Origin of the sequence: Cryobacterium glaciale (assembly GCF_004402535.1) — a bacterium.
GTDB lineage: Bacteria > Actinomycetota > Actinomycetes > Actinomycetales > Microbacteriaceae > Cryobacterium > Cryobacterium glaciale.
In genome coordinates this window covers 1-26,686 of record NZ_SOEY01000010.1, presented here as the reverse complement: position 1 = coordinate 26,686, position 26,686 = coordinate 1, and the positions used below count along the sequence as shown (strand labels likewise).

Sequence of the window (26,686 nt, the reverse complement as noted above, 5' to 3'; positions counted from 1 at the left end):
TCAGCGCCGATGGTACTGCAGGGGGGACCCTGTGGGAGAGTAGGACACCGCCGGACTTAACTTGAAACACCAGAAAGGCCACCCCCACGGGTGGCCTTTCTGCGTTAACCCATACCCCTCCACGCTGCTTCGCTGGCTGGGTGCGGCATCCACTTGGCTGGGTTCTCAGCGCCGTTTTGCCTGAGGGATTAGGCTTGGAGTGTCTGTCGAAATGCCGGACTAATTACACAGGAGATACAGTGAGCCCTTCAGGACCCCGCGACGGCGATTCCCGCAACAACGGTCAGGATGACCGTCGTTCGAACCAGAGCGGCCGACCCTCCAACGGGCGACCTGCCGGCGGTCGAGATGGCGCCAAGCCTCCGTACCGCGGTAACGCCGAACGTCCCTCTGGTGGCAATGACCGGGCTCCTTATCGCGGCAATTCCGATCGGTCCGCCCAGGGTGGCGAACGCCCTCCGTACCGCGGTAACGCCGAACGGCCCGCCTATGGTGGCGATCGTGCACCGTATCGTGGCAACTCCGATCGTTCTGCGCAGGGCGAGCGCCCTCCGTACCGTGGCAACTCGGACCGTCCGTCTGGTGGCAACGATCGTGCGCCGTACCGGGGGAACTCGGACCGTCCGTCTGGCGGCAATGACCGGGCTCCCTACCGGGGGAACTCGGACCGTCCTGCCCAGGGCGAGCGTCCCCCGTATCGCGGTAATTCTGACCGGCCTTCCGGTGGCAACGATCGCGCCCCCTACCGCGGTAACTCCGACCGGCCCGCGCAGGGCGAGCGCCCTCCTTACCGTGGCAACTCGGACCGTCCTTCCGGCGGCAACGACCGGGCTCCTTACCGGGGGAACTCGGACCGGCCGGCTCAGGGTGAGCGTCCTCCCTACCGGGGTAATTCTGACCGTCCCGCACAGGGTGAGCGTCCTCCTTACCGGGACAACTCGGATCGACCCGCTCAGGGTGGAGAACGCAAGCCGTGGGCCAAGGATGGTGCCCGGCCCGAGCGCGGTGACCGGCCGAGCAACGACCGTCCGCGCACTGACCGGCCGAGCAACGATCGACCGCGTAGCGACAGCGAGAGCAAGCCGTGGACCCAGCGCGGCGGTTCACCGAACCGTGCCGGCGCCCCACGCGTCGATGCCGGCAAGAAGCTGTGGACCCGTGACGGCGCCCCGGCCCGAAACGACCGCGATGCCCGCGTCGTCGAAGAGGAGATGACGGAAGAGCAGCGCATGCAGCGCGAGCTGCGTTCGGTGCGTCCGCGTCACGATGACCCGGAACTTCCCGACGACATCACGGCCAACGACCTCGACCGCATCGCGCGCAACGAGCTCAAGACGCTCACCAAGGAGAACGCCGAAACCGTTGGACGCCACCTGGCCATGGCCGCCCGCGTCATCGACGAGAACCCCCAGCTCGCGCACCAGCATGTGATGAGCGCCGCCCGTCGGGCCGGTCGCATCGGTGTCGTGCGCGAGAGCCTCGCGATCACCGCCTACGCCACCGGTGACTTCGCCCTGGCCCTGCGCGAACTGCGCACCTACCGTCGTATTTCAGGTTCGAATGACCAGCTGCCCCTGATGGTCGACAGCGAACGCGGCGTCGGCCGCCCCGACCGTGCCCTCGAGCTCGGCCGTTCGGTCGATCGCAGCACGCTGTCACCGTCCGTGCAGGTGGGCCTGGCCATCGCCATGTCCGGTGCCCGCCTGGACCTCGGTGAGACGGATGCCGCGCTGGTCGAGCTGGAAATTCCCCAGCTCAACCCCAACACGGCGTTCTCGTACAGCCCCGAGCTGTTCGCCGCCTACGCCGAGGTGCTGACCGAGCTCGGCCGCGAGGACGAAGCCGACGAATGGCTCGAGCGGGCTTCCCGCGCCGACGCGGCTCTGGGCGCCTCCGGCGACACTGACGAAACCATTGAAATCGAAGAGATGGAAGAGGACGACGACGACGCCCTCGCGTACTTCGCCGCGGACGCCGGCGATGACGACGATGACGACGATGACGACGATGAAACAGTGGCTGCCCGGGAAGCGGCCCGTGCTGTCGCCGCCGCCGGACTCGGATCGGTCGACCAGTCAGCCGCGGTCGATATCGACGACGCCGACGACCTCGTGACCGAAACGGTGGACACCGCCGAAGGTGACGACGAGATCGACGAGACCGTCGCTGCGGCATCCGCTTCGATCGACATGAAGACCGAGACGGAGCCGGATGCTGCATCGCCGAAAGCCTGAGTCGGCGACACCGCTGGCCGGCGTTGACGTTCTGCTGGCCGATCTCGACGGCGTGGTGTACGCGGGCCCGGCGGCGATTCCCTTCGCCGTCGAGAGCCTGAACCGTGCTGCCAAGACCATTCGTGTGGGCTACATCACCAACAACGCATCCCGCACCGACCAGTCGGTTGCCGACCATCTCACCCAGCTCGGGCTGAACGTGGCGGCAGCGGATGTCGTCACCTCCCCCCAGGCGGCCGTGCGGCTGTTGGCGGAGCAGGTGGAACCCGGTGCGAGCATCCTCGTCATCGGTGGCGACGGGCTCGTCGACGAGGTCGTCAAGGCCGGATTCGTGGTGACCCGATCAGCCGACGACAAGCCGGCCGCGGTGATCCAGGGCTTCGCACCGGAGGTCGGCTGGGTCCACCTGGCCGAGGCGGCGTTCGCGCTCAACGCCGACGGCGTTGGCACTGGCATTCCGTGGATCGCGACCAACACCGATTGGACCATTCCGGTAGCCCGCGGCATCGCGCCCGGCAACGGCACGCTCGTCTCCGCAGTGCACACGGCCGTTGGCCGGCTCCCGCTCGTCGCCGGCAAGCCGGAAGCTGCGATCTTTCTGGAGGCGACGCGGCGCTTCGGCGCGCAGCACGCGCTCTTCATCGGTGACCGGCTCGACACCGATATTCTCGGTGCGAATCGGGCCGGGATTCCCGCGGTACTCGTGCTCACCGGCATCGACCGGGCCAAGCAGGCCCTCGCTGCTGACAAGGAGTCGCGCCCGGCGTTCATCATTGAGAACCTGCAGCAGCTGCACGAACCTTACCCGGAGACCGTGTTCTCCAAAGATGGTTCGACCGCAACAGTGAACGGTGCGAGCGTGCGCATCGCCGGCAACGACGTGCAGATCGTCAAGGACGGCGACGGTGGAATCAACCTGCTGCGCGCCGCGTGCGCCGCGATCTACCGATCCGGGCGGGCCATTTACGGGCTCAACGTTCCAGAGCGACTGTATCTCGCGCAGTAGCCTAGACCTGTGAACCCCGAACCCGAACCGGTCGATCTCGCCGCGCAGCTGACCGACATCGAGACCCGACCGCTCGAACAACGCGCCGATTTGTTTGGGCAGCTGCACGAGCAACTGCGCGCAGAGCTCGAAGACGCTGATACCGACCCGGCATGACCGACTTGCCACACGACCATGAAACCGACGTACCTATGCCTGAGCCAGTGAACGACGCCACCCCGGTTGACAGCCTTCCCGAGCGGATGCCCGCCACCCGCCTCGACGCCGCCCTCGCCGACCGTGGGCTGGTTCGCTCCCGAACGGTCGCCGCCAAACTCATCGCCGACGGCCTCGTCACCGTCAATGGGGTGCCGGTCGTGAAGGCCAGCACCAAAGTCGCGGCGGACTCGGTTCTCGAAGTGGCCGCGACCGATCACTATGTGAGCCGGGGCGCCCACAAGCTGAACGCAGCCCTCGACGCCTTCGCGATCACCGTCAGCGGCCGCACCGCGCTCGACGCCGGCGCGAGCACCGGAGGTTTCAGCCAGGTGCTGCTCGAACGTGGCGCCGCCCAGGTCATCGCTGCGGACGTCGGCCACGGCCAGCTCGCAGCGCAACTGAAGTCCGAGCCGAGGCTGAAACTGGTCGAGGGGTACAACATCCGCTATGCGACCCCGGAAACGCTCGCCGGGGCATCCGGAATCGCAGAAAGACCCGACCTCGTCGTGGCCGATCTGTCGTTCATCTCGCTCACTACCGTGCTACCGGCCCTCGTGGCCACGGCCGCGCCAAGCGCCGACTTCGTGCTGCTGATCAAACCCCAGTTCGAAGTGGGCCGCGGCGGCATCCGTGAGGGCATCGTGCACGACAAGGGCCTGCGCAGCGACTCCGTGGCCGGCGTATTGTGGGCCGGTCACGACCTCGGACTGAAAACCCGCGGAGTCATCGCCTCACCCATTATCGGGGCGGCCGGAAATCACGAGTATCTGTGCTGGATGAGCGCTACGGCCGGCTCGAATCCGACAGAATGGATGGACCGGATCGAAACCATGGTGGGGGGGTGACCAGTTGAGCGACACCCCGCGGTACTTTCTCATCGTGGCGCACACCGGTCGGGCCGATTCGCTCGAAGCTGCCGCGACGGTGTGCGAACAGCTCATCGCGAGCGGCGCTGTGCCGGTACTGGCCCCGGACGAACGGGCCGACCTGCTCGCCTCCTCGCCCGAGTTGAACGGGCACATCGCCGTTCTCGGCGAGGGCGTGTCGACCGCTGACCTGGAACTGGTCATCGTGCTCGGCGGCGACGGCACCATCCTGCGGTCTGCCGAACTCGTGCGCGGATACTCGGCCCCGCTGCTCGGCATCAACCTCGGCCACGTCGGATTTCTCGCCGAGAGCGAGCGCGACGACCTCGGCGAAGCCGTGCGCCGTGCGCTCAAGGGCGACTACGAGGTCGAAGAACGCCTCACCCTGTCGGTGCGGGTCAAGGTCGCCGACGAAGTCGCCTACGAAACCTGGGCGCTCAACGAGGTCACCGTCGAAAAGGCCAGCCGTGAACGCATGATCGAGGTCGTCGTCGAGGTAGACGGCCGCCCGCTGTCATCGTTCGGCTGCGACGGCGTCGTGCTGTCGACCCCGACCGGCTCGACCGCGTACTCGTTCTCGGCCGGAGGCCCGATCGTCTGGCCCGGCGTCGAAGCCCTGCTGCTGGTTCCGCTCAGCGCCCACGCACTGTTCGCCCGGCCGCTCGTGGTCGGCCCGGAATCGTCCCTCGCCGTCGAGGTGCTCTCGCGCACCGGCGCTGGTGCCGTGCTGTGCGCCGACGGACGCCGCACCCAGGATCTCCCGACCGGGGCCCGCGTCATCGTTCGCCGCTCGAGCGTTCCGGTGCGCCTGGCCCGCCTGCACATCGGCCCGTTCACCGACCGCCTGGTCAACAAATTCAACCTGCCCGTCACGGGCTGGCGCGGTCCGGTCGGCCGCGAGTGATCGACGAGCTGTTCATCCGAGACCTCGGCGTCATCGCCGAGGCCACGTTGCCGCTCGGTCCAGGGTTCACCGCCGTCACCGGCGAAACCGGCGCCGGAAAGACCATGGTGGTCACCGCGCTCGGACTGCTGCTCGGCGATCGAGCCGATGCCGGTACCGTGCGCCAGGGCCAGCCGCAGAGTTTCGTGCAGGGCCGCTGGGTCATCGACCCGGCCAGCACGGTCGCCGACCGGGTGCGAGACGCCGGGGGAGACCTCGACGGCCCCGAGCTCATCCTCGGCCGCTCCGTCTCGAGCGAGGGACGCAGCCGGGCCATGGTCGGCGGCCGCGGTGCTCCGGCAAGCGTGCTCGGCGACCTGCGCAACGACCTCGTCGTCGTGCACGGTCAAAGCGACCAGGTGCGACTGCGCTCCGCCGCCGCCCAGCGTGACGCCCTCGACCGCTTCGCCGGCCCCGACCTCGCCGCCGTGCTCGGTGACTACCAGCACGCCTTCCACCGCTGGCAGGCCAACCAGACAGACCTCGACCGGCTCGTCACCGAACGAGACCTGCGCGCCCGCGAAGCGGACGACCTGCGCGCCGCGCTGACCGAGATTGAAACGGTCGCCCCGCAACCTGGCGAGGACGCCGAACTTGGTGAACGTGCCGAACGCCTCGGCAACCTCGAAGAACTGCGCCTGGCCGGCGAACAGGCCCGCCAGCTCGTCTCCGCCGAAGACAATCCCAACGACGAGCCCGATGTCGTCGCCCTGCTCGAAACCGCCCGGCGCGCACTCGACAGGGTCGCCGCCCACGATGTGGCCCTGCCGCCGCTCGTCGCCGCCATCGCCAACGTCGGTTTCGTCGTTGCCGACATCGCCGCCGAACTCTCGACCTACCTGGCTGGCCTCGACGCCGACGGCGCACGTGAACTGGAAATCGTGCAGGAGCGCCGCGCCCAGTTGGGCATCCTCGCCCGCAAGTACTCGGGCGGCCTCGAAGAAGCCATCGAGTTTCTGCTCGTCGGCAGCACCCGGCTGCTCGAGCTCGACTCCGACTCCGACCGCATCGAAGAGCTCAACCGCGAAGCGGATGCCGACCACACGCTGGTCAGCACCCTCGCCGCCACCCTCACCGCGTTGCGCCAGGCGGCGGCCGTGCAGCTCGGCGCCCGGGTGACGGCCGAGCTCGGTGCACTGGCCATGCCCGACGCCGTGCTGCACGTGCAGGTCGAATCCGCCCCGGAGTTCACCGTCACCGGTAGTGACCTCGTGCGTCTGCTGCTGCAACCACACGCCGGCGCGGAGCCGCGCGCGTTGGCGCGCGGAGCATCCGGTGGTGAACTGTCGCGGGTGATGCTCGCCATCGAGGTCGTCATCAACGCGACCGACCCGGTGCCCACCTTCGTCTTCGACGAGATCGACGCCGGGGTTGGCGGTGCCGCCGCGATCGAAATCGGCCGCCGACTCGCCCGGCTCGCCGAGACCGCGCAAGTGATCGTCGTCACGCACCTCGCCCAGGTGGCCGCTTTCGCCGGCAACCACCTCAGCGTTGTCAAAGACAGTGACGGGTCCGTCACCGCGTCGAGCGTGCGCCAGCTGCGCGGCGACGACCGCGCCGCCGAAATGGCCCGCCTGCTCTCGGGCCTGCCCGACTCCAAGAGCGGCCTCGAACATGCTCGGGAATTGCTCGACCTTGCCCAGTCCACCTCGCGTCCCCCAAAAAGTAAGTGATCAAATCCAGGTGATAGCATTGAAGCCCGTGGTGGAAAATATAATTACGGACCGATCAGACGGCTCGCGCAATTCAGGCGATACCGTGAAGCACATCTTCGTGACCGGAGGTGTGGTCTCCTCGCTCGGTAAGGGCTTGACGGCGGCCAGCCTCGGAAACCTGCTCACTGCGCGCGGCCTGCGGGTCGTCATGCAGAAGCTCGACCCCTATCTCAACGTCGATCCGGGAACGATGAACCCGTTTCAGCACGGCGAGGTCTTCGTGACCGACGACGGTGCAGAGACCGACCTCGACATCGGGCACTACGAACGTTTTCTCGACATCAACCTCGGCCAGTCGGCCAACGTGACGACCGGCCAGATCTACTCGCAGGTCATCGCCAAAGAGCGTCGCGGTGAATATCTCGGTGACACCGTGCAGGTCATTCCGCACATCACCGATGAGATCAAGCGTCGCATGCGCCTGCAGGCGAGCGATGAGGTGCGCCCCGACGTGATCATCACCGAGGTCGGCGGCACTGTCGGTGACATTGAATCCCAGCCGTTCCTCGAAGCCGCCCGCCAGGTACGCCACGAACTCGGCCGCGGCAACGTGTTCTTCGTGCACGTGTCGCTCGTGCCGTTCCTCGGTGCGGCCGGCGAGCAGAAGACCAAACCCACCCAGCACTCCGTCGCCACCCTGCGCTCGATCGGAATCCAGCCCGACGCCCTCGTGCTGCGCAGCGACCGGCCCGTGTCCGAGTCGAACAAGCGCAAGATCGCGCTCATGTGCGACGTCGACGAAGACGCCGTGGTCAATTGCCCCGACGTGTCGTCGATCTACGAGATCCCCACCATGCTGCACAACCAGGGCCTCGACAAGTACATCGTCAACGCCCTCGGCCTCGTGGCTGACACGGTCGACTGGACCGGCTGGGAGAACCTGCTCGAGGCCGTTCGCCACCCCAAGCACGAGGTCACCATCGGCCTGGTCGGCAAGTACATCGACCTGCCGGATGCCTACCTCTCGGTCACCGAGGCGCTGCGAGCTGGCGGATTCGCCAACCAGGCCAAGGTCAAAATCGTCTGGATCGGCTCAGACGACTGCGAAACCGACGAGGGAGCAGCCCGCCTGCTCGGCGAACTCGACGGCATCTGCGTGCCAGGCGGTTTCGGAATCCGCGGCATCGAGGGCAAGCTCGGCGCCCTCAAATTCGCCCGTGAAAACGGAATCCCCACGCTCGGCCTGTGCCTCGGCCTGCAGTGCATGGTCATCGAATACGCCCGCAACAAGGCCAACCTGCCCGGCGCCTCGTCGAGCGAATTCGACCCGGAAACCGAATTCCCGGTCATCGCAACCATGGAAGAGCAGGTCGAGATCATCGCCGGCGGCGACCTCGGCGGCACCATGCGCCTCGGGCTCTACCCGGCTACCCTCGCCGAGGGCTCCCTCGTCGCCGAACTGTACGGCGCCAATGAAGCCTCCGAACGTCACCGCCACCGCTACGAGGTCAACAACACCTTCCGTGACCAGATCGCCCTGGCCGGCCTGTGGTTCTCCGGTACCAGCCCCGACCGCCACCTGGTGGAGTACGTCGAGCTCAAGCGCGACGAGCACCCGTTCTACGTCGGCACGCAGGCTCACCCGGAGCTGCGGTCACGGCCGAACCACGCGCATCCGCTGTTTCGCGGTCTGATCAAAGCCGCGCTCGACCGCCAGCAGGCCAGCCGTCTGTTCGAGGTGAAGGAAGAACTCAGTGCCTGAAGTTCTGCAGGACGATGTCGTCGCGGTGGCGGTGACCGCGAGCGACGTCGTCTACGACGGGGCCATCTGGAACGTCCGGCGCGACGCGTTCGACTACAACGGCTCGAGCATCACCCGTGAGTACATCGACCACCCCGGCGCGGTCGCGGTGCTCGCCCTCGACGAGCACGACCGGGTGCTGCTGATCAAGCAGTACCGGCATCCGACCGGCCTGCGCGGCTGGGAGCTGCCGGCCGGGCTGCTCGACGTGACCGGCGAGAATGCCGTCGTCGGCGCCCAGCGTGAGTTGGCCGAAGAGGCGGATGTCGTCGCCTCCGAGTGGGCGCTGCTCACCGAGTTCTACACTTCGCCCGGCGGCAGCAACGAAGCGATCCGGGTGTACCTGGCCCGCGGTGTCTCCGCGGTCGCCGCCTTCGACCGCACAGAGGAAGAAGCCGACATCGAATTGCGCTGGGTGCCGCTCGACGAGTGCGTCGACGCCGTGCTGGCGCGGCGCATCGCGAACCCGATCCTGATCGTGGCTGTGCTGGCCGCCCAGGTGGCCCGTTCCCGCGGGTGGAGCACGCTCGCGCCGGCTGACCTGCCGTGGCCGCGGCATCCGCTCAGCCTGCATTCGCGTACCATCACGGCCTGAGCATGCCGATCGCCACGGCGGTGGATGTGGCGGTGGATTCCTATCTGCGGCACGTGGCGGTTGAACGTGGCCTCGCCGCGAATACCGTCGCCGCCTATCGGCGTGATCTCGGGCTGTACACGGCGTGGCTGGGGGCTGATTTCGTCGAGTCGCCGTCGCGGCCGATCACCGACCTGCGGGCTGTCACGCGGCAGCATATCTCCGCCTTTGTGCAGCATCTCGGCCTGCGTGCGGAATTCCCGCTGACCGCCGCGTCCATCGCCAGGGTCCTGTCAACGGTGCGCGGATTCCACCGCTTTCTCCTCGACGAGGGCCTGGTCGAAGCGGATGTCGCGCACGACACCAAACCGCCCAAGCTCGCCCTGCGCCTGCCCAAGGCGATCTCGATCGAGCAGGTCACCGCGCTGCTCGCGGCAACCGACGGCGACGATGTGCAGCGCCTGCGCGACAAGGCCCTGCTCGAACTGCTCTACGCGACCGGCGCCCGGGTGAGCGAGGTGGTCAACCTCAACGTCGACGATGTGCTCGTGGAGGTGTTCGACTCGGTGCGCCTCACCGGCAAGGGCGACAAGCAGCGCATCGTTCCGGTGGGCAGCTTCGCCCGGACCGCCGTCTCGGACTATCTCGTGCGAGCGCGGCCGGTGCTGTCGGCGCGCGGTCGGTCGACGCCGGCGCTGTTCCTCGGCCTGCGCGGTCATCGGGTCAGCCGGCAGAACGCCTGGCTGATCATTCGCGCGGCCGCTGAACGGGCCGGGATCACCGTGCCCGTGTCGCCGCACACCCTGCGACACTCCTTTGCGACGCACCTGCTCGCCGGCGGTGCCGACGTGCGCGTGGTGCAGGAGCTGCTCGGCCATTCCTCGGTCGCGACCACCCAGATCTACACGCTGGTCACCGCCGACACCCTGCGCGACATGTACACCACCGCCCATCCGCGGGCGCGCTGACCCGTCCGCGAGGGGAGCGAGACCGGCCCGCGCGGCGATCCTTGCGGCGACCAGCCGTTCCACTCGCTACAATCGACCAAGTGATGGGTGCAGGACGAATCAAGGACGGGCCAGTGACGCGTAAGTTGAGCGAGCGAATTTCGCTACCCGGTTTCGACGACATGCCGGTGGGTCCGACGGGACGCGAGAAACACGAGTTCGGCGATCCCGAGCCGCTGAAAAGCCACGGTCCGGCCCGCATCATCTCCCTCTGCAACCAGAAGGGTGGCGTCGGCAAGACCACGACGACCATCAACCTCGGTGCCGCCCTGGCCAGCTACGGCCGCCGGGTGCTCGCCGTGGACTTCGACCCTCAGGGCGCCCTGTCGGCCGGCCTTGGCGTACCCACCCACGACGTCACCACCATCTATGATCTGCTGCTCAACGGCAAGGTCGACCCGAAGGACGCGATCCAGCCGACCTCGGTCGAGGGCCTCGACGTCATTCCGGCCAACATCGACCTGTCCGCCGCCGAGGTGCACCTCGTCAACGAGGTAGCCCGCGAGCAGATTCTGGCCCGCGTGCTGCGCAAGGTCTCCGGCGACTACGACGTCATTCTGATCGACTGCCAGCCGTCCCTCGGCATCCTCACCGTCAATGCGCTCACCGCCAGCCACGGTGTGCTGATCCCGCTCGAGTGCGAATTCTTCGCCCTGCGCGGTGTGGCCCTGCTCATCGAAACCATCGACAAGGTGCGCGACCGGCTCAACCCGGCGATCGAACTCGACGGAATCCTCGCCACCATGTACGATTCCCGTACCCTGCACTCCCGCGAGGTGCTCGAGCGCGTCGTCGACGCCTTCGGCCACAGCGTGCTCGAAACCGTCATCGGCCGCACCGTAAAATTCCCGGACGCGAGCGTGGCCGGGGTGCCCATCACCGACTTCGCTCCCGAGCACGCCGCCGCCAAGGCCTACCTGCAGGTGGCCCGCGAACTGATCCACCGTGGCGCAGTCGCCTAGCGCGCCCGAGAAGCCCGCGTTTTCGGTCGCCCTCGGCAACTTCGAGGGCCCGTTCGACCTGCTCTTGAAACTGATCACCCGGCACGAACTCGACATCACCGAGATCTCGCTGAGCCAGGTCACCGACGAGTTCATCTCCTACCTGCGCGGCCTCGACGCGAGCGAAGAACTCGACCAGGCCACCGAGTTTCTCGTCGTCGCCGCGACGCTGCTCGACCTCAAGGTGGCCGGACTGCTGCCGCAGGGCGAACTCGTCGACGCCGAAGACGTCGCCCTGCTCGAAGCCCGCGACCTGCTGTTCGCCCGACTGCTGCAGTACCGCGCGTTCAAGGAAGCCGCGACCTGGTTCACCGGCCAGTTCGATACCGAGATCCGCCGCCACGTGCGGTCGGTGCGCCTCGAAGAGAAGTACCGTCAGAGCACCCCCGAGCTGGTCTGGACGCTTTCCCTCGCCGACTTCGCCGCCCTGGCCACCGTTGCGCTCGCACCGCGTGAGCTGCCCATTGTGGGCCTCGATCACCTACACGCGCCGCTCGTCAGCATTCGCGAACAGGCCGCCTACGTCGTCGCCATGCTGAAGCCGGGGGAGCCCGTCTCGTTCCGCGCACTCATTGCCGGCGCTGACCAGAAGGGCGTCATCATCGCCCGTTTTCTCGCCGTGCTCGAGCTGTACCGCCATGGCGCCCTTTCCTTCGACCAAATCGAGCCCCTCGGCGAGCTCACCCTGCGCTGGACTACCGACAGTTGGTCCGACGAGAACCTCGCATCGCTCGGAGCCGACTATGACAATTAGAACCCCGACCACCGACACCCGATCACGCACCCCGCAAACGGATGCCGCAGCATCCGTTTCGCCGACCATCAGCGACCCAGCCGCGCACGCCCTCGACCGTCAGCTCGAAGCCGTCTTCATGGTCGCTGACGAACCGCAGGGCATCGTGCACCTTGCGACCGCCGTCGGGCGGCCGGCGGGCGAGGTGGCGGCATCCGTTGCCCGGCTCGTGGCCGATTTCGACGGCGACAGCAGCGTCGACGGCTTGAAAACAGTGCGCCGCGGCTTTGAGCTGCGCGAGGTCGCCGGCGGCTGGCGCATCTACGTGCGCGCCACCCACGACGAGCTCGTGACCGACTTCGTGCTGACCCAAAATCCCAGCCGGCTCAGCCAGGCCGCCCTCGAAACCCTCGCCGTGATCGCCTACAAGCAGCCGATCAGCCGCGGCCAGGTCGCGAGCATCCGCGCGGTCAACGTCGACTCGGTCGTGCGCACCCTGCTCGGTCGCGGCCTCGTTACCGAGGCGTTCACCGACAGTGAAACCGGCGCGATCAACTACGCCACCACAGACTTGCTGCTCACCCAGCTCGGAATCAACTCGCTCGACGAGTTACCCCACCTATCGCCGTTACTCGACGGCGGCACCGACGGATTCGAGGATCTGCTTTGACCGACAATACGACCAACGACAGTGCCCCCCGCGACCCCAACTTCAACCCGGAGGCCGCAGCCGACGGTGTGCGCCTGCAGAAGGTCCTCGCCTCGGCCGGCGTCGCCAGCCGTCGCGTCTCCGAAGACCTCATCACCTCCGGCCGTGTGCGTGTGAACGGCAAGGTCGTCACCGAGCTCGGCCGCCGCGTGCACCCCGAAACCGACCAGGTCGCCGTCGACAATGTGGCCGTGCAGCTCGACACCACCCGCCGCTACCTCATGCTCAACAAGCCGGTCGGCGTCGTCTCGTCGATGCAGGACGAGAGCGGACGCCCCGACCTGCGCGAATTCACCGACCAGTTCGACGAACGCCTGTTCAATGTGGGCCGGCTCGACGCCCAGACCAGCGGCCTGCTCATCCTCACCAACGACGGTGACCTCGCGCACGTGCTCGCCCACCCTTCGTTCGGCGTGTCGAAGACCTACATCGCCAAGGTCGAGGGCCGCGTCTCGCCGCAGACCATCGGAGCGCTGCAGAGCGGCATTGAGCTCGACGACGGCCCCATCCACGCCGACAAGGCACGCATCCTCACGAGCCCTCCCGGCGGTGGTTTCAGCATGGTCGAGCTCACCCTGCACTCCGGGCGGAATCGCATCGTGCGACGGATGCTCGACGCCGTCGGTCATCCCGTTGTCGACCTCGTGCGTCGCCAGTTCGGCCCGCTCAACCTCGGTACCCTGCAGCAGGGCGCCGTGCGCGAACTCACCCGCGAGGAGCTCGGCCAGCTGCTCACGGTGTCTCGGCAGGCGCCGAGCGCGCGACCCGACGCCGAGTAGCGACCAGCGACAACGATCAACTACTGGAACAGGGACTGAACCATGGCTGAAAGCCGCCTCGTGGGCCCGGTGCGCATCGTCGGCGTCGGCCTGCTCGGAACCAGCGTCGGCCTCGGCCTGCGTAATCGCCAGATCGAGACGATCCTCGCCGACGCCTCACCGACCAACCTGCGCATCGCCATCGACTACGGCGCCGGCCGCGCCGCAGCTCCCGGCGACCAGCCGCAGCTCATCGTGGTCTGTGTGCCGCCGGATGTCACCGCCGAGATCGTCGCGCGTGAGCTCGAGGCCTACCCGGACGCAATCGTCACGGATGTCGCGAGCGTCAAGCTCGCCCCGCTCGCCGAGCTGCGCGAGCGCGGAGCCGATGTCAGTCGCTACATCGGGTCGCATCCGCTCGCCGGTCGGGAAAAGGGCGGACCGCTCTCCGGCCGCGCCGACCTGTTCATCGGCCGTCCCTGGGTCGTCGCCGCGCACGACGCGATCAGCTACCAGCAGGCCGGCGCGATCGACGACCTCATCCTCGATCTCGGCGCCATCCTGGTGGAGATGACCCCCGAGGAGCACGACCTCGGCGTCGCGCTGGTCTCGCACGTGCCGCAGGTCATCTCGACCCTGATGGCCCGCCGCCTCACCGGAGCAGCGCATTCTTCACTCAACCTTGCGGGCCAGGGCCTGCGCGACGTGACTCGCGTCGCCGCGAGCGATCCCGACCTGTGGGTGCAGATTCTCGGCGCCAATGCCGGACCGGTGCGCGATGTCCTGCTGGCCTACCGTGACGACCTCGACCGGTTCATCGACGCGCTCGAAGACCCGGCCGCCCCCGGAGCGCAGCGCAAGGTTGCCGAAGAACTCGCCGGTGGCAACGCCGGGGTGGCCCGCCTGCCCGGCAAACACGGGCAGGACCGCCGATTCTCCTCGATGGTCGTCATGGTCAACGACCAGCCGGGCCAGATTGCCCGCCTGCTCAACGATATTGGGGAGCTCGGCGTTAACCTCGAAGACTTACGCTTGGAACACTCCCCGGGTGCCCAGATCGGCCTCGCTGAAATCTCTGTCCTTCCCGAGGCCGTAACCCGCCTCACCGAAGAGCTGGCCGCCCGCGGCTGGCGGATTGCTGGTTAACGTACATGGCACGTCACTCCCTCCCCACCCTCGTCGCCATCGATGGACCGGCCGGCAGCGGCAAGTCGAGCGTGAGCCGTGCCGCCGCACGTCGCCTCGGCTTCGCCTATCTCGATACCGGCGCCGCCTACCGTGCGCTGGCCTGGTTCGCACTGGACCGCAACACCGACAGTAGCCAGGCGGATGCCGTCACGGCGCTCCTGAAAGACTTCGACTATTCAATCGGCACCGACCCCGACGAGTACTTCGTCACCGTCGGGCAGACCGACGTGACCGACGCCATCCGCTCGCCGGAGGTCAGCGCCGCGGTGAGCGCCGTCGCCCGCGTTCCCGCGGTGCGGGGCGCGCTCACCGATTTGTTTCGGAGCATCGCCGAGAATGTGGATCGGCCCGGTGTCGTGGTCGAAGGACGCGACATCACGACCATCGTCGCCCCCGAGGCCGAGGTGCGCATTCTACTCACGGCATCCGAGGAGGCTAGAATGGCTAGACGCTCTGCGGAAATAACGACCCAATCGGCTGAAACCGTGGCAGAACAGCTGCGATCACGCGATCGCGCTGACTCACAGGTTGTCGATTTCATGAGCGCTGCAGACGGTGTGATAACCGTCGACTCCACCCATCTCGACTTCGAGCAGACCATTGAAGCGGTCATCGACGTCTACCACACACGCATGAAGCAGGCTTTGAATGAGTAACGAATACGACGACACGAGCACAGCGCTCGACACCGAGCTGGCGGAACGTCTCGCCAACCTTGACGAGGAACTCGCCACTCGGCGTTCCGCGGCGCTGCGCACTGACCTCGACAACTACGACCTCGACGAGGAAGACCTCGACGTACTGCAGGCCGTCACCGACGACCCCGACGCGATCCAGTACCTGCCGGCCGTGCCGGTCATCGCGATCGTCGGCCGCCCGAACGTGGGCAAGTCGGCGTTGGTCAACCGTATCCTCGGCCGCCGTGAGGCCGTCGTCGAAGACACCCCCGGAGTCACGCGAGACCGCGTCGCGTACAAGGGCGACTGGAACGAACGCAAGTTCAGCCTCGTCGACACCGGCGGCTGGGAGCCCGACGCCAAGGGCATCGACGCCTCTGTCGCCGCCCAGGCCGAGATCGCCATCGACCTGTCCGACCTCGTCATGTTCGTCGTTGACTCCAACGTGGGCCCGACCTCGACCGACGAAGCCGTCGTTCGCATGCTGCGCAAGAGCGGCAAGCCCGTCTTCCTGATCGCCAACAAGGTCGACGACGTGCGCCAGGAGCCCGAAGCGGCCAGCCTGTGGTCGCTCGGCCTCGGCCAGCCGTGGCCGGTCTCCGCCCTGCACGGTCGTGGTGTTGCCGACCTGCTCGACGCGATTCTGCTCGTGCTGCCCGAAATCTCCAACGTTGCCAAGCAGGAGGTCGGCGGTCCGCGCCGGGTGGCCATCCTCGGCCGTCCGAACGTCGGCAAATCCAGCCTGCTCAACAAGGTCGTGGGGGAGGAGCGCGTTGTCGTCAACGAGCTCGCCGGCACGACCCGCGACCCGGTCGACGAGCAGGTCGAACTCGGCGGCAAAGTCTGGCGTTTCGTTGACACCGCCGGCATCCGCCGGAGAGTGCACCTCTCCCAGGGCGCCGACTTCTACGCCTCCCTGCGCACCAGCGCTGCCCTGGAAAAGGCCGAAGTCGCCGTTGTGCTGCTCGACGTGACCGAGGTCATCAGCGAGCAGGATATCCGCGTTATCGACCTCGTCATCGAATCGGGCCGTGCCCTCGTGCTGGCCTTCAACAAGTGGGACCAGATCGACGACGACCGTCGCCGCTACCTCGAGCGTGAGATCGAGCAGGACCTGGCCCACGTGGCCTGGGCCCCGCGCGTGAACATCTCGGCCAAAACAGGTCGTCACATGGAGAAGCTGGTTCCGGCCCTCGAGCTCGCGCTCGAGTCGTGGGACACCCGCATCGCCACCGGCAAGTTCAATGCCTTCCTGGCCGAGCTCGCTGCCGCCCACCCGCATCCCGTGCGCAGCGGCAAGCAGCCGCGCATCCTGTTCGGCACCCAGGCCTCGAGCCGCCCGCCGACGTTCGTGGTCTTCACCACCGGGTTCCTCGACCCGGGCTACCGTCGCTACATCCAGCGTCGGCTGCGCGAGATTTACGGCTTCGAGGGAAGCCCGATCAACCTGAGCATGCGCGTGCGCGAGAAGCGCAAACGCTAAATTTGCTAAATTCGTCAAACGGATGCGGCCGGCCCTGTTAACGCAGGTCCGGCCGCTTTTTTTTTGACCTGCGGTCGAGGGTGTGCCGGGTCAGGGTCCGGTTCGATTTGTGTCTGCCTCTTTTGTGGGTAATGCTCATTAGGTACATAGTGGCCCCCTACGGCCGATCACCTGCACGTTCCGAACTTGTGCGCGACACGGAATATACGTAACCAGCCAATGGTATTTAGAGACATCCGCACGTCCATTTCCAACCAAAACTCAAGCACAACCACTCAACCTGTCTCCGACGGCCGTCCCCGCCGGGCCCCACGATTGGTCATTCTGGCCGCAGTCGCGGTTTCGACCATCGCCCTCTCCGGCCTCGCCGCTGTTCCGGCCATCGCCGGAAGCGGCAGCGCAGACCCGACCAGCACCTCGATCGATATCCCGGCTGGCCGGAGCATCACCGCTCAGCTGGGCACCGTGCCATCCGGCTTGAAATCCGTCGATGTGAAGTTCTTCACGTCCAAGGTCGCAGCCCCCAGTCAGGTGAAAATTGCTGTCGGCCCGGAGGACACGAAAACGTACTTGTTCACCGCGCCCGTGGGCACCAGTACAACCAAGACCATCACGGTTCCCGTGACGGCGAAGACAAACGGCGCCTTAACCCTGTCCAGTAGCGTCGCCGACGTCCGGTTGACCCTCGAAGGAGCCGGTTTTGAACGCGGCGCTACGGAGCCGGAGCCCACGCCGGCACCGACTCCGGCACCGACTCCGACTCGGGCACCGGCACCGGCACCGACTCCGGCTCCAGCACCGACTCCGGCACCGGCTCCGGCTCCGGCACCGGCTCCGGCACCGACTCCGGCACCGGCTCCGGCACCGGCACCGGCACCGACTCCGAAACCGACTCCGACTTCGCCGCCCACGCCGACACCGGGTGGCATGCCCGGTGCCTCCAACACGGGTGTTCCGTCCGGAACCGCACTGACCGTGCACAATGGCGACATCAACGTCACGAAGGCCGGCACCGTGCTCGACGGCCTCGACATTCGTGGTCTGGTCAAGATCAGCGCGGCCAACGTCACCATCAAAAACTCGATCATTCGCGGTCGCTCGATGAACGGCCCCGGTGCCCTCATCAACAACCTCGGCGGCTTCAGCAACCTCGTTGTCACCGATACTGAACTGTCCCCGAGCGCCGCATCGCCCGATGCCAACGGCATCTACGGCTATAACTTCACCGCGACACGGGTGAACATTAACAACGCCATCGACGGCATCCACGTCACCGGCAGCAACGTCGTAATTCAGGACTCCTGGATCCACGACAACATGCACTACCTCAAGGATCCCAACCAGGGCGGATCGCCCAGCCACGACGACTCCATCCAGGTCCAGTCCGGCAACAACATCACGGTCGCCGGCAACCGTCTGACCGACTCCCACAGCGCCGCCGTGCAGATCACCCAGGACCGCGGAAAGGTATCCAACTTCGCCTTCACCGACAATTTCGCCAATGGCGGGGCCTGCACCGTGAACATTGCCGAGAAGTCATACGGTCCCATTCAAGGTGCGGTGATCACCGACAATACCTTCGGGCGTGACTCGCGTTTGGCCAACTGCGCTGTGATCGCACCGACCACGACCAAAATTGACTTTGCGGGCAATTACTACACTCCCGATGACACCCTCGTCACCATCAGGAAGGGCTAGTTGCCAACCCTGACCGCGTCGTGGCGGCGCATGACGCGCGCCCCTGAAGTTCGCTGGTCTATCAAATAGTTCACCGTGCCTTCGTGAACCCTGCTCAAACGCGAAATTCCTTAAATGGATGCGGTCGGCCCTGTTAACGCAGGTCCGGCCGCTTTTTTGCAGCCATTCGGAAGACTTTATCTACCCCCACCTGGGGGGGTGAACCTGAGAAAGCCATGTATTCGCTTGTGGCATTGCCCATTATGGGTAATGCTCATCTTATTGAACACGGCCTCTACAGCCCCCACCCCGCACCTGCCGAACTGTGCACCACACGAAATGTGAACCATGCCCTCCATCACTGCTTTCGCTTCGCGCTCTGCCCTTCGATCCACTGTTCGTCCGTCTCGCCGCCTGGCACTCGTGAGCGCGGCCGGTGCATTCGCTGTCGCCTTCAGTGGCCTCGCCGTTCTTCCGGCCCAGGCCGCCGAGAACACGACGTCAGTCGCCGTGCCGGCCGGCAGCAAGGTCACTACTGACCTCGGCACCATCCCCGCCGGTACCGCTTCGGTCGACGTCATGTTCGATACCACCGCCGCGTCCCGTACTGACATCAAGGTCCTGGTCGGCCCGGAGAACACCCAGCGCTACTACTTCACCGCCCCCACCGGCGACGGCCCCGAGCGCACCTACACCGTGCCCGTCACCAGCAAGTCCGACGGCACCATTACCGTCGCCAGCGCCTCCGCGAACGTCAAGGTCGCCATGACCATCGTTGGTTACACGGCGAAGACCGTGCCGGCCCCAACCTCGGTCCCTGCTCCGGCACCTGCACCTGCACCTGCCCCGGCTCCCACCCCGGCCCCCACCCCGGTACCGCCCACCAGCGGAACCCCGACGACGACCAACACCGGCGTTCCGTCGGGCACCGTGCTCAAGGTCGTCAACGGTGACATCAACGTCACCACGCCAGGCACCGTGCTCAACGGCCTCGACATTCGCGGGCTGGTCAAAATTCAGGCCGCCAACGTCACCATCAAGAACTCGATCATTCGGGGTCGCACCATGAACGGCCCCGGCGCCCTCGTCGACAACCTCGGCGGCTTCAGCAACCTCGTCGTGACCGACACCGAGCTGTCCCCGACGGTCGCCTCGCCCCACGCCAACGGCATCTACGGCTACAACTTCACCGCGACCCACCTGGATATCAACAATGTGATCGACGGTATCCACGTCACCGGCAGCAACGTTCTCATCGAGAACAGCTGGATCCACGACCACATGCACTACCTTAAGGACCCGAACCAGGGCGGATCGCCCAGCCACGACGACTCCATCCAGGTACAGAGCGGCAACAACGTCAAGGTCACCGGTAACCGCCTTACCGACTCGCACAGCGCCGCCGTGCAAATCACCCAGGACCGCGGAGTGGTTTCCAACTTCGTCTACACCAACAACTACGCCAACAACGGCGCCTGCACCGTCAACATCGCCGAAAAGGCCTACGGCCCGCTCAAGGGCACGATCATCAAGGACAACACGTTCGGTAAAGACACCAAGGTCGCCAACTGCGCCGTGATCGCCAAGACCACGACCATCATCGACTTCCAGCGCAACTACTACAGCGACAACTCCACGGTCGTCATCAAGAAGGGCTAACCAGCCTTTCCCCCCAGATCTCCCTCGCAGGAACCAGGCGGGCCCCACGTGCATACAGCACGGGGGGCCCGCTTTTTTGTCCCGCCCCCGCCGCTGCACGGCACCGCGCATCGTGAAGTCTGGTCACCGCAGAGCGAGCCGCACCACCGCGCGCCCACCGACGGACGCGACCCCACATCGAACCCGCCGCCACGAACATGGTGAGCGAGCCTGGGCGATCTGCTTGCGCAGGTCCGCGCAGAAGATGTCACTTGTCGTGGCGTCCCAGCCGGCGTTCGAGGTCTTGAAAAACTGGCACCAGCAGCGTGACGGATCGCCTCGGGTACCGACGACGGTGCGCACGTCGTCCCACGGGGCCTCCGCTATGTTCACAATGCTGAATTCGTCGGCTGAAGTCATGCGCCCAAACTACGCCGGCCGGCCGGCCGGCCGGTTTGGGCCGGGGCGGTTACGCCTGACCTTATCGGCAGGGCTGGCGCTCAGGTCGATTGCCAGACCGCGCCATGGTCGTAGGCTTAATCCGACAGCAACGGAGAGGAGGCAGCGATGGCCCACATCAATACGGCCCCAACGGCGGTCGCCCCAACGGCGGTGGCAGCGGTGCTGGCCGAGCTGGCGGCGCTGGAAGACCCGAAGGCCCGGGCGATCAACGCGAAGCACGGTGACGACCATGGAGTGAATCTGAGCCAGCTGCGCGCGGTCGCCAAGCGGCTGAAGACCCAGCCTCAACTGGCACGCGAGCTCTGGGAGACCGGTGACACGGCGGCACGACTGGTGTCGATTCTGATCTGCCGACCCAGGGAATTTCAACGCCATGACCTGAACGGCATGGTGCGCCAGGCCGGCATTCCCAAGGTGCACGACTGGCTCGTGAACTATGTGGTGAAGAAGAGTCCACACGCCGAGGAACTGCGCGTGATCTGGTTTGCCGATGCGGATCCCGTCGTCGCGAGTGCCGGTTGGGCGCTGACCACAGAACGTGTGGCGAAGAGTCCCCAGGGCCTCGACCTGCCGGCGCTGCTCGACACCATCGAAGCGCAGATGAAGCAGGCCCCTGACCGTTTGCAGTGGGCGATGAACCATTGCCTCGCCCAAATCGGGATCGAGCATGCCGAGCTTCGCGCTCGCGCGATCGGCATCGGCGAACGCCTGGAAGTGCTCAAGGACTATCCGACCCCACCAAATTGCACCTCTCCCTTCGCACCGAGCTGGATCGCCGAGATGGTCAGCCGGCAGGGCTAGGATTCGAAGTGGCAATGGCGCTATCTGGGGATCGCCCCGATGATTCGGATCACATTCGTCTGCCTCGAGGTTTGTCTGTACGGCCTGATGGAGTCGGGCCAGTTGAACCCGCCAATGAATCTCATCACCCAGGCGGAGATTCCCGAGGCCATCGACAAACTGCGCGCCGGCGGCGTGGTCGGTCGCTTCATCGCCCTGTACGAGTGATCCTGAACTGAGAACCGCCGAGTCGCTCCTGCGAATTCTCCGGAGCGACTTCTGCTCCCGCTACGCACGAACGAATCGGCCTGGACTCAAAGCCGAGCGATCGCGCCGCGGAAGTCCCCGCGGCGGACCGCTTGCGATCTACGCGTCAGGCTCACGACTGTGGGATGAGCTTCTCGGCGCGGTAGCGGCCGAAGAGGGACGTGAACGAGTCGATCGTACGATGGTGCGGGGTGAAGCCGGCGAGACGGCTCTTGGTGATGTCGGTGAAGACTTCGATGTTACGGCCGAGGTCGGCGTCGGTGTGCCACCACGATGCGATGCGCCCCAGGTCGGACTCGACGAGGCCATGTGCCGCAGCGAGCTCAGCCCAGACTGGCTCCAAGCCGGACATCTGTACGTCGAGGGGTCGCGGTTCGTCGACGAATCCTTCCGGCTCGACGCCGAAGTAGGCGGCGATCTTCGGCCACATCGCCCGCCAGCGAAAGACATCGCCGTTGACCACGTTGAATGCTTCGTTCGCGCCGGCATCCGTTGTCGCGGCCCAGACCATCTGCTCGGCGAGGATGGTCGCGTCGGTCATGTCGGTGACGCCATTCCACTGGGTCGCGCTGCCGGGGAACACGAATGGGATGCCGAGGTGCTTGCACAGGGTGGCCTGTGCGGCGAGGGTCAGGCCCATGTTCATGAGGTTGCCGACCGCGTAGCCGATCACGGTGTGCGAGCGGTGTACCGACCAAGTAAACCCTTGGCGAGCGGATGCCGCGAACAGCTCGTCTTCCTGCGCGTAGTAGAAGTTCGCCACGTCGAGGCGCGGTTCGTCTTCATGGAAGGGGGTGTCGGGCATGTTGCCCTGCCCGTATGCTTCGAACGGGCCGAGGTAGTGCTTGAGTCCGGTGACGAGTGCGACGTGACGCACCGGCGCGTGGGCGAGCGCGGCGAGGAGGTCGCGCACCATGCCGGCGTTGACCGCGATGTTGAGTTCCTCGGTGTCCTGACGGGACCAGGCGGTGAAGAAGACCTGTTCGGGCAGCTCGTCGCCCAGCGCACGCTTCACGTCGGCGGCGGAACGCAGGTCGGCCTGGATCCAACGGACGCCGGGGATGACGCGGCCGCTGCGCCGGGCAAGGGCGAGGACCTGCCAGCCCTCGGTCGACAGCTGGTCGACGACGGCGGATCCGGTGATGCCGGAAGCTCCGACGACGAGGGCGGTGCGGGTGCGGGGCTGGAGCTCTGATGAGTTATTCATTACTGGGTGCAACCTCGGTGGATGCGAGGTATTCCTCCGGGGACTTCGGTCAGGACGCGACGACGTCAGGCCTGGTGCGTTTGAGAAGACCGGACATGCCGAAGACGATGCCGACAATGATCAATCCGAGAATGAGGCCGAACATCAGCGATAATGCGGTATCGGTGACCCAGACGACGGCCGGGCCGGCCGATTCGACCGCATGTGTCACGGCGTGGAGTACGTCGTAGGGAGCGTGCCAGAATGTCTCGGCCAGGTTGGCGATCACCAGGTGCCCGCCGACCCACAGCATGGCGACCGTGCCGATGATGCCGATCACGCGGAACACGGCGGGCATGGCGGCCACGATGCGCGCGCCGGTGCGTCGCACTTGTCGTGCAGGGTTCTTCATCAGCGACAGTCCGATGTCGTCGATCTTGACCAGCAGCGCGACGGCACCGTAGACGAGCGCCGTCATACCGAGGCCGATGACTACCAGGGAGCCGAGCGTCATCCAGATGCCAAAATCGGAGTCGAGACTGGCCAGGGCGATCAGCATGATCTCGGTGCTGAGGATGAGGTCGGTCCGTATAGCGCCGAAGATGAGCTTGCTTTCATCCCGCGATTCGGTCTCATCGGTGCCGTGATGCGCGCCGAACCATTCGGTCACCTTCTCCGCACCTTCGAAGCACAGGTAGGTGCCGCCGAGGATGAGCAGCCACGGCAATACCCACGGCGCGAAAGCGGAGAGGAGTAAAGCGAGCGGAATGATGATGATGAATTTGTTGAACAGGCTGCCCAGTGCGATGCGCCAGACGACGTGGAGTTCGCGCGCCGGCGATAACCCCTGGACATACTGCGGCGTCACCGCAGCGTCGTCGATGACGACGCCCGCGGTTTTTGCACTCGCCTTGAGGGCGGCGGTGAGTATGTCATCGACTACGGCGAGCAGGCCGACCGACATCTGGTTCTCCTTGTGTGTTTCGTCGCCCTCGGGTGGGTGACGGCAATGGTGTCCACAGTACCGTGGGGACAGTGGGCGGGAGCAGAGCAGCAGATCATCCGGGGCAGATCTTTCCGAGAGTGGGGAGAAGTTGCGTTGAGTTATTCCACGGCGTACGGGGGTTGTGGTTCCATATATCATGACGACAACAATGCCGCCGGATGTGGCGGAAAACTTGATCGCTTTCAGAGCAGCGCTGTCTGTGGTGGTACCGCCGAAGGACCCCTCCGATCTCCTGATCGCGACGTGGAACCTTCGGGCGTTCGGGGATCTGACTGCTAAGTGGCACGCCGAACCGGGGGACTCGCCCAAGCGGGACTGGTACTCCCTCGCGTGCATCGCTCAAGTCGTGGCGTGCTTTGATGTGATCGCTCTTCAAGAAGTGCGTCGCAATACGACCGCCTTGAGTTTTCTGCTCGAGCAGCTCGGGGGCGCCTGGCGAGTGATCGTCTCCGATGTCACTGAGGGCGGTCCGGGAAATGGGGAGCGGTTGACGTTTCTGTATGATTCGACTCGGGTGCAGCCTTCGGGACTGGTGGGGGAGATCGTGCTGCCGGCGACGGTTGACGGACCCACAAAACAGTTCGCCCGCACGCCGTATGCCGCCAGTTTCGTGCGTGGATCTGCGGAGTTCACGTTGACCACGCTGCACGTCATCTGGGGCGCTAACCCGACTGCACGGCTGCCGGAGATCACGGCGTTCGCGGAGTGGATGCGTGCCTGGGCTGACCGCTCAGACCGCTGGAACCAGAACCTGCTCGTGCTGGGCCGCTTGACACGAGCTGAGGTGTCCTGGCGGATCTCAGACCACTATCCGTTGTGGGCGGAGTTCCATCTGGCTTCCTGCACTAAGCCCACATGGAGCCTAAGTAGGCGGCGCGGGCAGGTGAATTGATCTGGCTACTGACTCGGCGACCAAATAGCAGGAAGTGTGCGAGAGAGCGATGAATCAAGCGGAGTCGGCGCGAGCATTGAACGCGGCCTCGGCCTCGTGCCGCCTGGCGACGTCGTCGACAACGAACTGCACGAAGTCCTCGTCGCGATCGCCGATGACGACATCTTCGACGGCGTCGGCAAGCGGTTCTCTTGGCCAGGCAGTCCGCCGGGCCTCCTCCATCTGAATACAAGTTGCACTCCCTCGTCCCAAAGCTTCACCTTCGACCCGGAACACCCGCAGTGAGTTCCGTGATGCCTTCGTCGTCCTGAAGACGGTTCACCTCAAAGAGTTGCGCCTGCGACCGCAACGAAGTTGGGGGGCTCTCGGCAGGAGTCGGGATCAAGAACCTCGCGGCACGTTGCGTTCTGCGGCGTCCGGCGTATTGTCGAACGCGTTACCGAGGAGGATTTCTGATGCATAGGGTGACCTATTCAATGGGCGTTTCACTCGACGGCTATATTGTCGGGCCGGACGGCAATTTCGAGTGGACGACGCCCGACGCGGAGGTCTTTCGCTTCTGGATCGACGACATTCGACAGGTCGGCGTCCACCTATTGGGACGCCGACTGTACGAGACGATGCTGTATTGGGAGACCGCCGAGCAGGATCTATCGCTCGACGCCGCGGACCGCGAGTGGACCGCACTCTGGAAGCCGCTCCCCAAAGTGGTCTTCTCCACCACGCTGACCGCGGTGCAGGGCAATGCCCGCCTCGCCTCCGGCGGCCTCGGGGAAGAGATCGAGCGGTTACGGACCGAGCCGGGGGAGGGTGACATCGCCATTGGCGGCGCTACCCTCGCCGCCGAGGCCGCCGCACTCGGGCTGATCGACGAGTACCAGACCATGGTTTATCCGGTGTTGGTCGGCGGTGGCATTCCGTTCTTCCCCCGACGGGAGCGCCGCGTGGATCTCGAACTCGTCGAAAGCCGCACCTTCAACTCGGGAGTCGTCTACCTCCGGCACCGAGTGGCGCGGTAACCGGACGTCCACGTACTCAACCCAAGCACAGCCCCAACACGGTGGTCCAACTGCCGTGGTCCCAATGTCGCTGGTATTCGATTGCGGCGGAGGCTCCGCGGGCTTCGATCATGTTAGGGACGCTGCGAGCTTCCGGTCGCTTCATCTTGGAGGGATACGGGGCACTACGCGGCCCGGGACCACAGTGACAGAATTGCGTGAAGAGGCCGTTTTGTGGCTCTCCTGACGTAACCGTGGGTTCGTTGGGAGCGCCTTAACGGCCGCACGCCGCTCTCCGCCTAGGTTTCTAACTGTCAAAGGCAAGAAACTCGGGAACGGAAAAAGCGGCGTGCGAACTCTAAGAATATGGCGAACCCTTCTCGGTGTCGAGAAGACGTTCGTCGACGACATCGATCTTGACCTTGAGAGCAGGATTTTGATCGTGTCGGTGCGTCCGATGGCGTCGAAGCGGAACCGGTGCGGGTCCTGCCAGAAGCGCAGCCCGCGTTACGACCTCGGTGATGGGCGACGTCGCTGGCGTGGCTTGGACGTGGGCTCGATTCAAGTTCACCTCGAAGCCGACGCACCGCGAGTGTCCTGCCGCATCCACGGCGTGACGGTCGCCGCCGTGCCGTGGGCCCGGCACCAGAGCGGGCACACACTGTTCTTTGACGACCAGGTCGCGTGGCTGGCCACGCAAACGTCGAAGACGGCGATCACCGTGTTGATGCGCATCGCGTGGCGCACCGTCGGCGCCATCATCACCCGGGTCTGGGCCGATACCGAGAAGCAGTATGACCAGTTCGCGGACCTGACTCGGATCGGGATCGACGAGATAAGTTACAAGCGCGGCCACAAGTATTTGACCTGCGTCGTCGACCACGATTCCGGCCGGCTCGTCTGGGCGGCACCGGGCCAGGACAAGGCCACCCTCGCGACGTTTTTCG

26 protein-coding genes are annotated in these 26,686 nt (G+C 65.8%); 23 read left to right on the top strand and 3 right to left on the bottom strand.

Annotated elements, in window-relative coordinates:
* Positions 1 to 1,211: 1,211 nt before the first annotated feature.
* From E3O06_RS06905 to E3O06_RS17700, 18 genes are all read left to right on the top strand, one after another.
* Positions 1,212 to 2,234 carry a hypothetical protein gene (locus tag E3O06_RS06905; protein WP_174843215.1) on the top strand — a complete coding sequence of 341 codons (1,023 nt, stop codon included), beginning with the start codon at positions 1,212 to 1,214 and terminating at the stop codon, positions 2,232 to 2,234.
* Positions 2,212 to 3,240, top strand: coding sequence for an HAD-IIA family hydrolase (locus E3O06_RS06900; protein ID WP_134502253.1), 1,029 nt, complete (start codon positions 2,212 to 2,214; stop codon positions 3,238 to 3,240). Before E3O06_RS06905 ends, E3O06_RS06900 begins: the two co-directional genes overlap by 23 nt.
* A 9-nt stretch (positions 3,241 to 3,249) precedes the next feature.
* On the top strand, positions 3,250 to 3,396 hold the full coding sequence (locus tag E3O06_RS17495) for a hypothetical protein (RefSeq protein WP_166788131.1): 147 nt from the start codon (positions 3,250 to 3,252) through the stop codon (positions 3,394 to 3,396).
* A gap of 86 nt (positions 3,397 to 3,482) precedes the next feature.
* Complete coding sequence (locus E3O06_RS06895; protein WP_134502254.1) at positions 3,483 to 4,283, top strand: TlyA family RNA methyltransferase; 801 nt, start codon at positions 3,483 to 3,485, stop codon at positions 4,281 to 4,283.
* Between the two features lie 4 nt (positions 4,284 to 4,287).
* Positions 4,288 to 5,208 carry an NAD kinase gene (locus E3O06_RS06890; protein ID WP_134502252.1) on the top strand — a complete coding sequence of 307 codons (921 nt, stop codon included), beginning with the start codon at positions 4,288 to 4,290 and terminating at the stop codon, positions 5,206 to 5,208.
* Positions 5,205 to 6,920, top strand: a complete 1,716-nt coding sequence (gene recN / locus E3O06_RS06885) for a DNA repair protein RecN (protein WP_134502251.1) — start codon at positions 5,205 to 5,207, stop codon at positions 6,918 to 6,920. Before E3O06_RS06890 ends, recN begins: the two co-directional genes overlap by 4 nt.
* A gap of 28 nt (positions 6,921 to 6,948) precedes the next feature.
* A complete protein-coding gene (locus tag E3O06_RS06880; RefSeq protein WP_420898872.1) occupies positions 6,949 to 8,664 on the top strand; it encodes a CTP synthase in 1,716 nt (571 codons plus the stop codon).
* Complete coding sequence (locus tag E3O06_RS06875; RefSeq protein WP_134502249.1) at positions 8,657 to 9,298, top strand: NUDIX domain-containing protein; 642 nt, start codon at positions 8,657 to 8,659, stop codon at positions 9,296 to 9,298. Before E3O06_RS06880 ends, E3O06_RS06875 begins: the two co-directional genes overlap by 8 nt.
* A gap of 2 nt (positions 9,299 to 9,300) precedes the next feature.
* The gene (gene xerD, locus E3O06_RS06870) at positions 9,301 to 10,245 is read left to right on the top strand and encodes a site-specific tyrosine recombinase XerD (protein WP_134502248.1); all 945 of its coding nucleotides are present in this window, start codon (positions 9,301 to 9,303) and stop codon (positions 10,243 to 10,245) included.
* A 161-nt stretch (positions 10,246 to 10,406) separates the two neighbouring features.
* Positions 10,407 to 11,246 (top strand): ParA family protein, encoded by an 840-nt coding sequence (locus E3O06_RS06865; protein ID WP_241979950.1) that lies wholly within the window; start codon positions 10,407 to 10,409, stop codon positions 11,244 to 11,246.
* Entirely contained in the window at positions 11,230 to 12,039 is an 810-nt protein-coding gene (locus E3O06_RS06860) for a segregation and condensation protein A (protein ID WP_134502246.1), read from the top strand. The genes E3O06_RS06865 and E3O06_RS06860 overlap by 17 nt, the downstream gene beginning before the upstream one ends.
* On the top strand, positions 12,029 to 12,688 hold the full coding sequence (gene scpB, locus E3O06_RS06855) for an SMC-Scp complex subunit ScpB (RefSeq protein ID WP_134502245.1): 660 nt from the start codon (positions 12,029 to 12,031) through the stop codon (positions 12,686 to 12,688). Before E3O06_RS06860 ends, scpB begins: the two co-directional genes overlap by 11 nt.
* Before the next feature lie 68 nt (positions 12,689 to 12,756).
* A complete protein-coding gene (locus E3O06_RS06850) occupies positions 12,757 to 13,506 on the top strand; it encodes a pseudouridine synthase (protein ID WP_420898873.1) in 750 nt (249 codons plus the stop codon).
* A gap of 42 nt (positions 13,507 to 13,548) precedes the next feature.
* Entirely contained in the window at positions 13,549 to 14,631 is a 1,083-nt protein-coding gene (locus tag E3O06_RS06845) for a prephenate dehydrogenase (protein ID WP_134502243.1), read from the top strand.
* Between the two features lie 5 nt (positions 14,632 to 14,636).
* A complete protein-coding gene (gene cmk, locus E3O06_RS06840) occupies positions 14,637 to 15,329 on the top strand; it encodes a (d)CMP kinase (RefSeq protein ID WP_134502242.1) in 693 nt (230 codons plus the stop codon).
* The gene (gene der / locus E3O06_RS06835) at positions 15,322 to 16,833 is read left to right on the top strand and encodes a ribosome biogenesis GTPase Der (RefSeq protein WP_134502241.1); all 1,512 of its coding nucleotides are present in this window, start codon (positions 15,322 to 15,324) and stop codon (positions 16,831 to 16,833) included. The genes cmk and der overlap by 8 nt, the downstream gene beginning before the upstream one ends.
* Before the next feature lie 315 nt (positions 16,834 to 17,148).
* The gene (locus tag E3O06_RS17490) at positions 17,149 to 18,531 is read left to right on the top strand and encodes a right-handed parallel beta-helix repeat-containing protein (RefSeq protein ID WP_166788130.1); all 1,383 of its coding nucleotides are present in this window, start codon (positions 17,149 to 17,151) and stop codon (positions 18,529 to 18,531) included.
* A gap of 327 nt (positions 18,532 to 18,858) precedes the next feature.
* Positions 18,859 to 20,169, top strand: a complete 1,311-nt coding sequence (locus tag E3O06_RS17700; protein WP_174843214.1) for a hypothetical protein — start codon at positions 18,859 to 18,861, stop codon at positions 20,167 to 20,169.
* A gap of 123 nt (positions 20,170 to 20,292) precedes the next feature.
* Here the strand turns inward: E3O06_RS17700 and E3O06_RS06815 are convergent, their stop codons facing one another.
* On the bottom strand, positions 20,293 to 20,568 hold the full coding sequence (locus E3O06_RS06815; protein ID WP_134502237.1) for a hypothetical protein: 276 nt from the start codon (positions 20,566 to 20,568) through the stop codon (positions 20,293 to 20,295).
* Positions 20,569 to 20,715: 147 nt separating this feature from the next.
* On the opposite strand from E3O06_RS06815, the gene E3O06_RS06810 reads away from it, so the two are divergent.
* Positions 20,716 to 21,411, top strand: a complete 696-nt coding sequence (locus E3O06_RS06810; protein WP_134502236.1) for a DNA alkylation repair protein — start codon at positions 20,716 to 20,718, stop codon at positions 21,409 to 21,411.
* Positions 21,412 to 21,769: 358 nt separating this feature from the next.
* On the opposite strand, the gene E3O06_RS06800 is transcribed toward E3O06_RS06810, so the two are convergent.
* Both E3O06_RS06800 and E3O06_RS06795 read right to left on the bottom strand, forming a co-directional pair.
* On the bottom strand, positions 21,770 to 22,864 hold the full coding sequence (locus tag E3O06_RS06800) for an SDR family oxidoreductase (RefSeq protein WP_134502235.1): 1,095 nt from the start codon (positions 22,862 to 22,864) through the stop codon (positions 21,770 to 21,772).
* A gap of 49 nt (positions 22,865 to 22,913) precedes the next feature.
* Positions 22,914 to 23,807 carry a DUF808 domain-containing protein gene (locus E3O06_RS06795; RefSeq protein ID WP_134502234.1) on the bottom strand — a complete coding sequence of 298 codons (894 nt, stop codon included), beginning with the start codon at positions 23,805 to 23,807 and terminating at the stop codon, positions 22,914 to 22,916.
* A gap of 178 nt (positions 23,808 to 23,985) precedes the next feature.
* On the opposite strand from E3O06_RS06795, the gene E3O06_RS06790 reads away from it, so the two are divergent.
* The 4 genes from E3O06_RS06790 to E3O06_RS06775 form a co-directional block, all read left to right on the top strand.
* Positions 23,986 to 24,741: an exonuclease/endonuclease/phosphatase family protein gene (locus E3O06_RS06790; protein WP_134502233.1), complete on the top strand. Its 756-nt coding sequence runs from the start codon at positions 23,986 to 23,988 to the stop codon at positions 24,739 to 24,741.
* Positions 24,742 to 24,777: 36 nt separating this feature from the next.
* Positions 24,778 to 25,026: a hypothetical protein gene (locus E3O06_RS06785; RefSeq protein WP_134502232.1), complete on the top strand. Its 249-nt coding sequence runs from the start codon at positions 24,778 to 24,780 to the stop codon at positions 25,024 to 25,026.
* A 191-nt stretch (positions 25,027 to 25,217) separates the two neighbouring features.
* Positions 25,218 to 25,760, top strand: coding sequence for a dihydrofolate reductase family protein (locus E3O06_RS06780; protein ID WP_241979947.1), 543 nt, complete (start codon positions 25,218 to 25,220; stop codon positions 25,758 to 25,760).
* Between the two features lie 328 nt (positions 25,761 to 26,088).
* The coding region (locus E3O06_RS06775; RefSeq protein WP_134502230.1) for a helix-turn-helix domain-containing protein at positions 26,089 to 26,686 on the top strand (598 nt) is incomplete at its 3' end.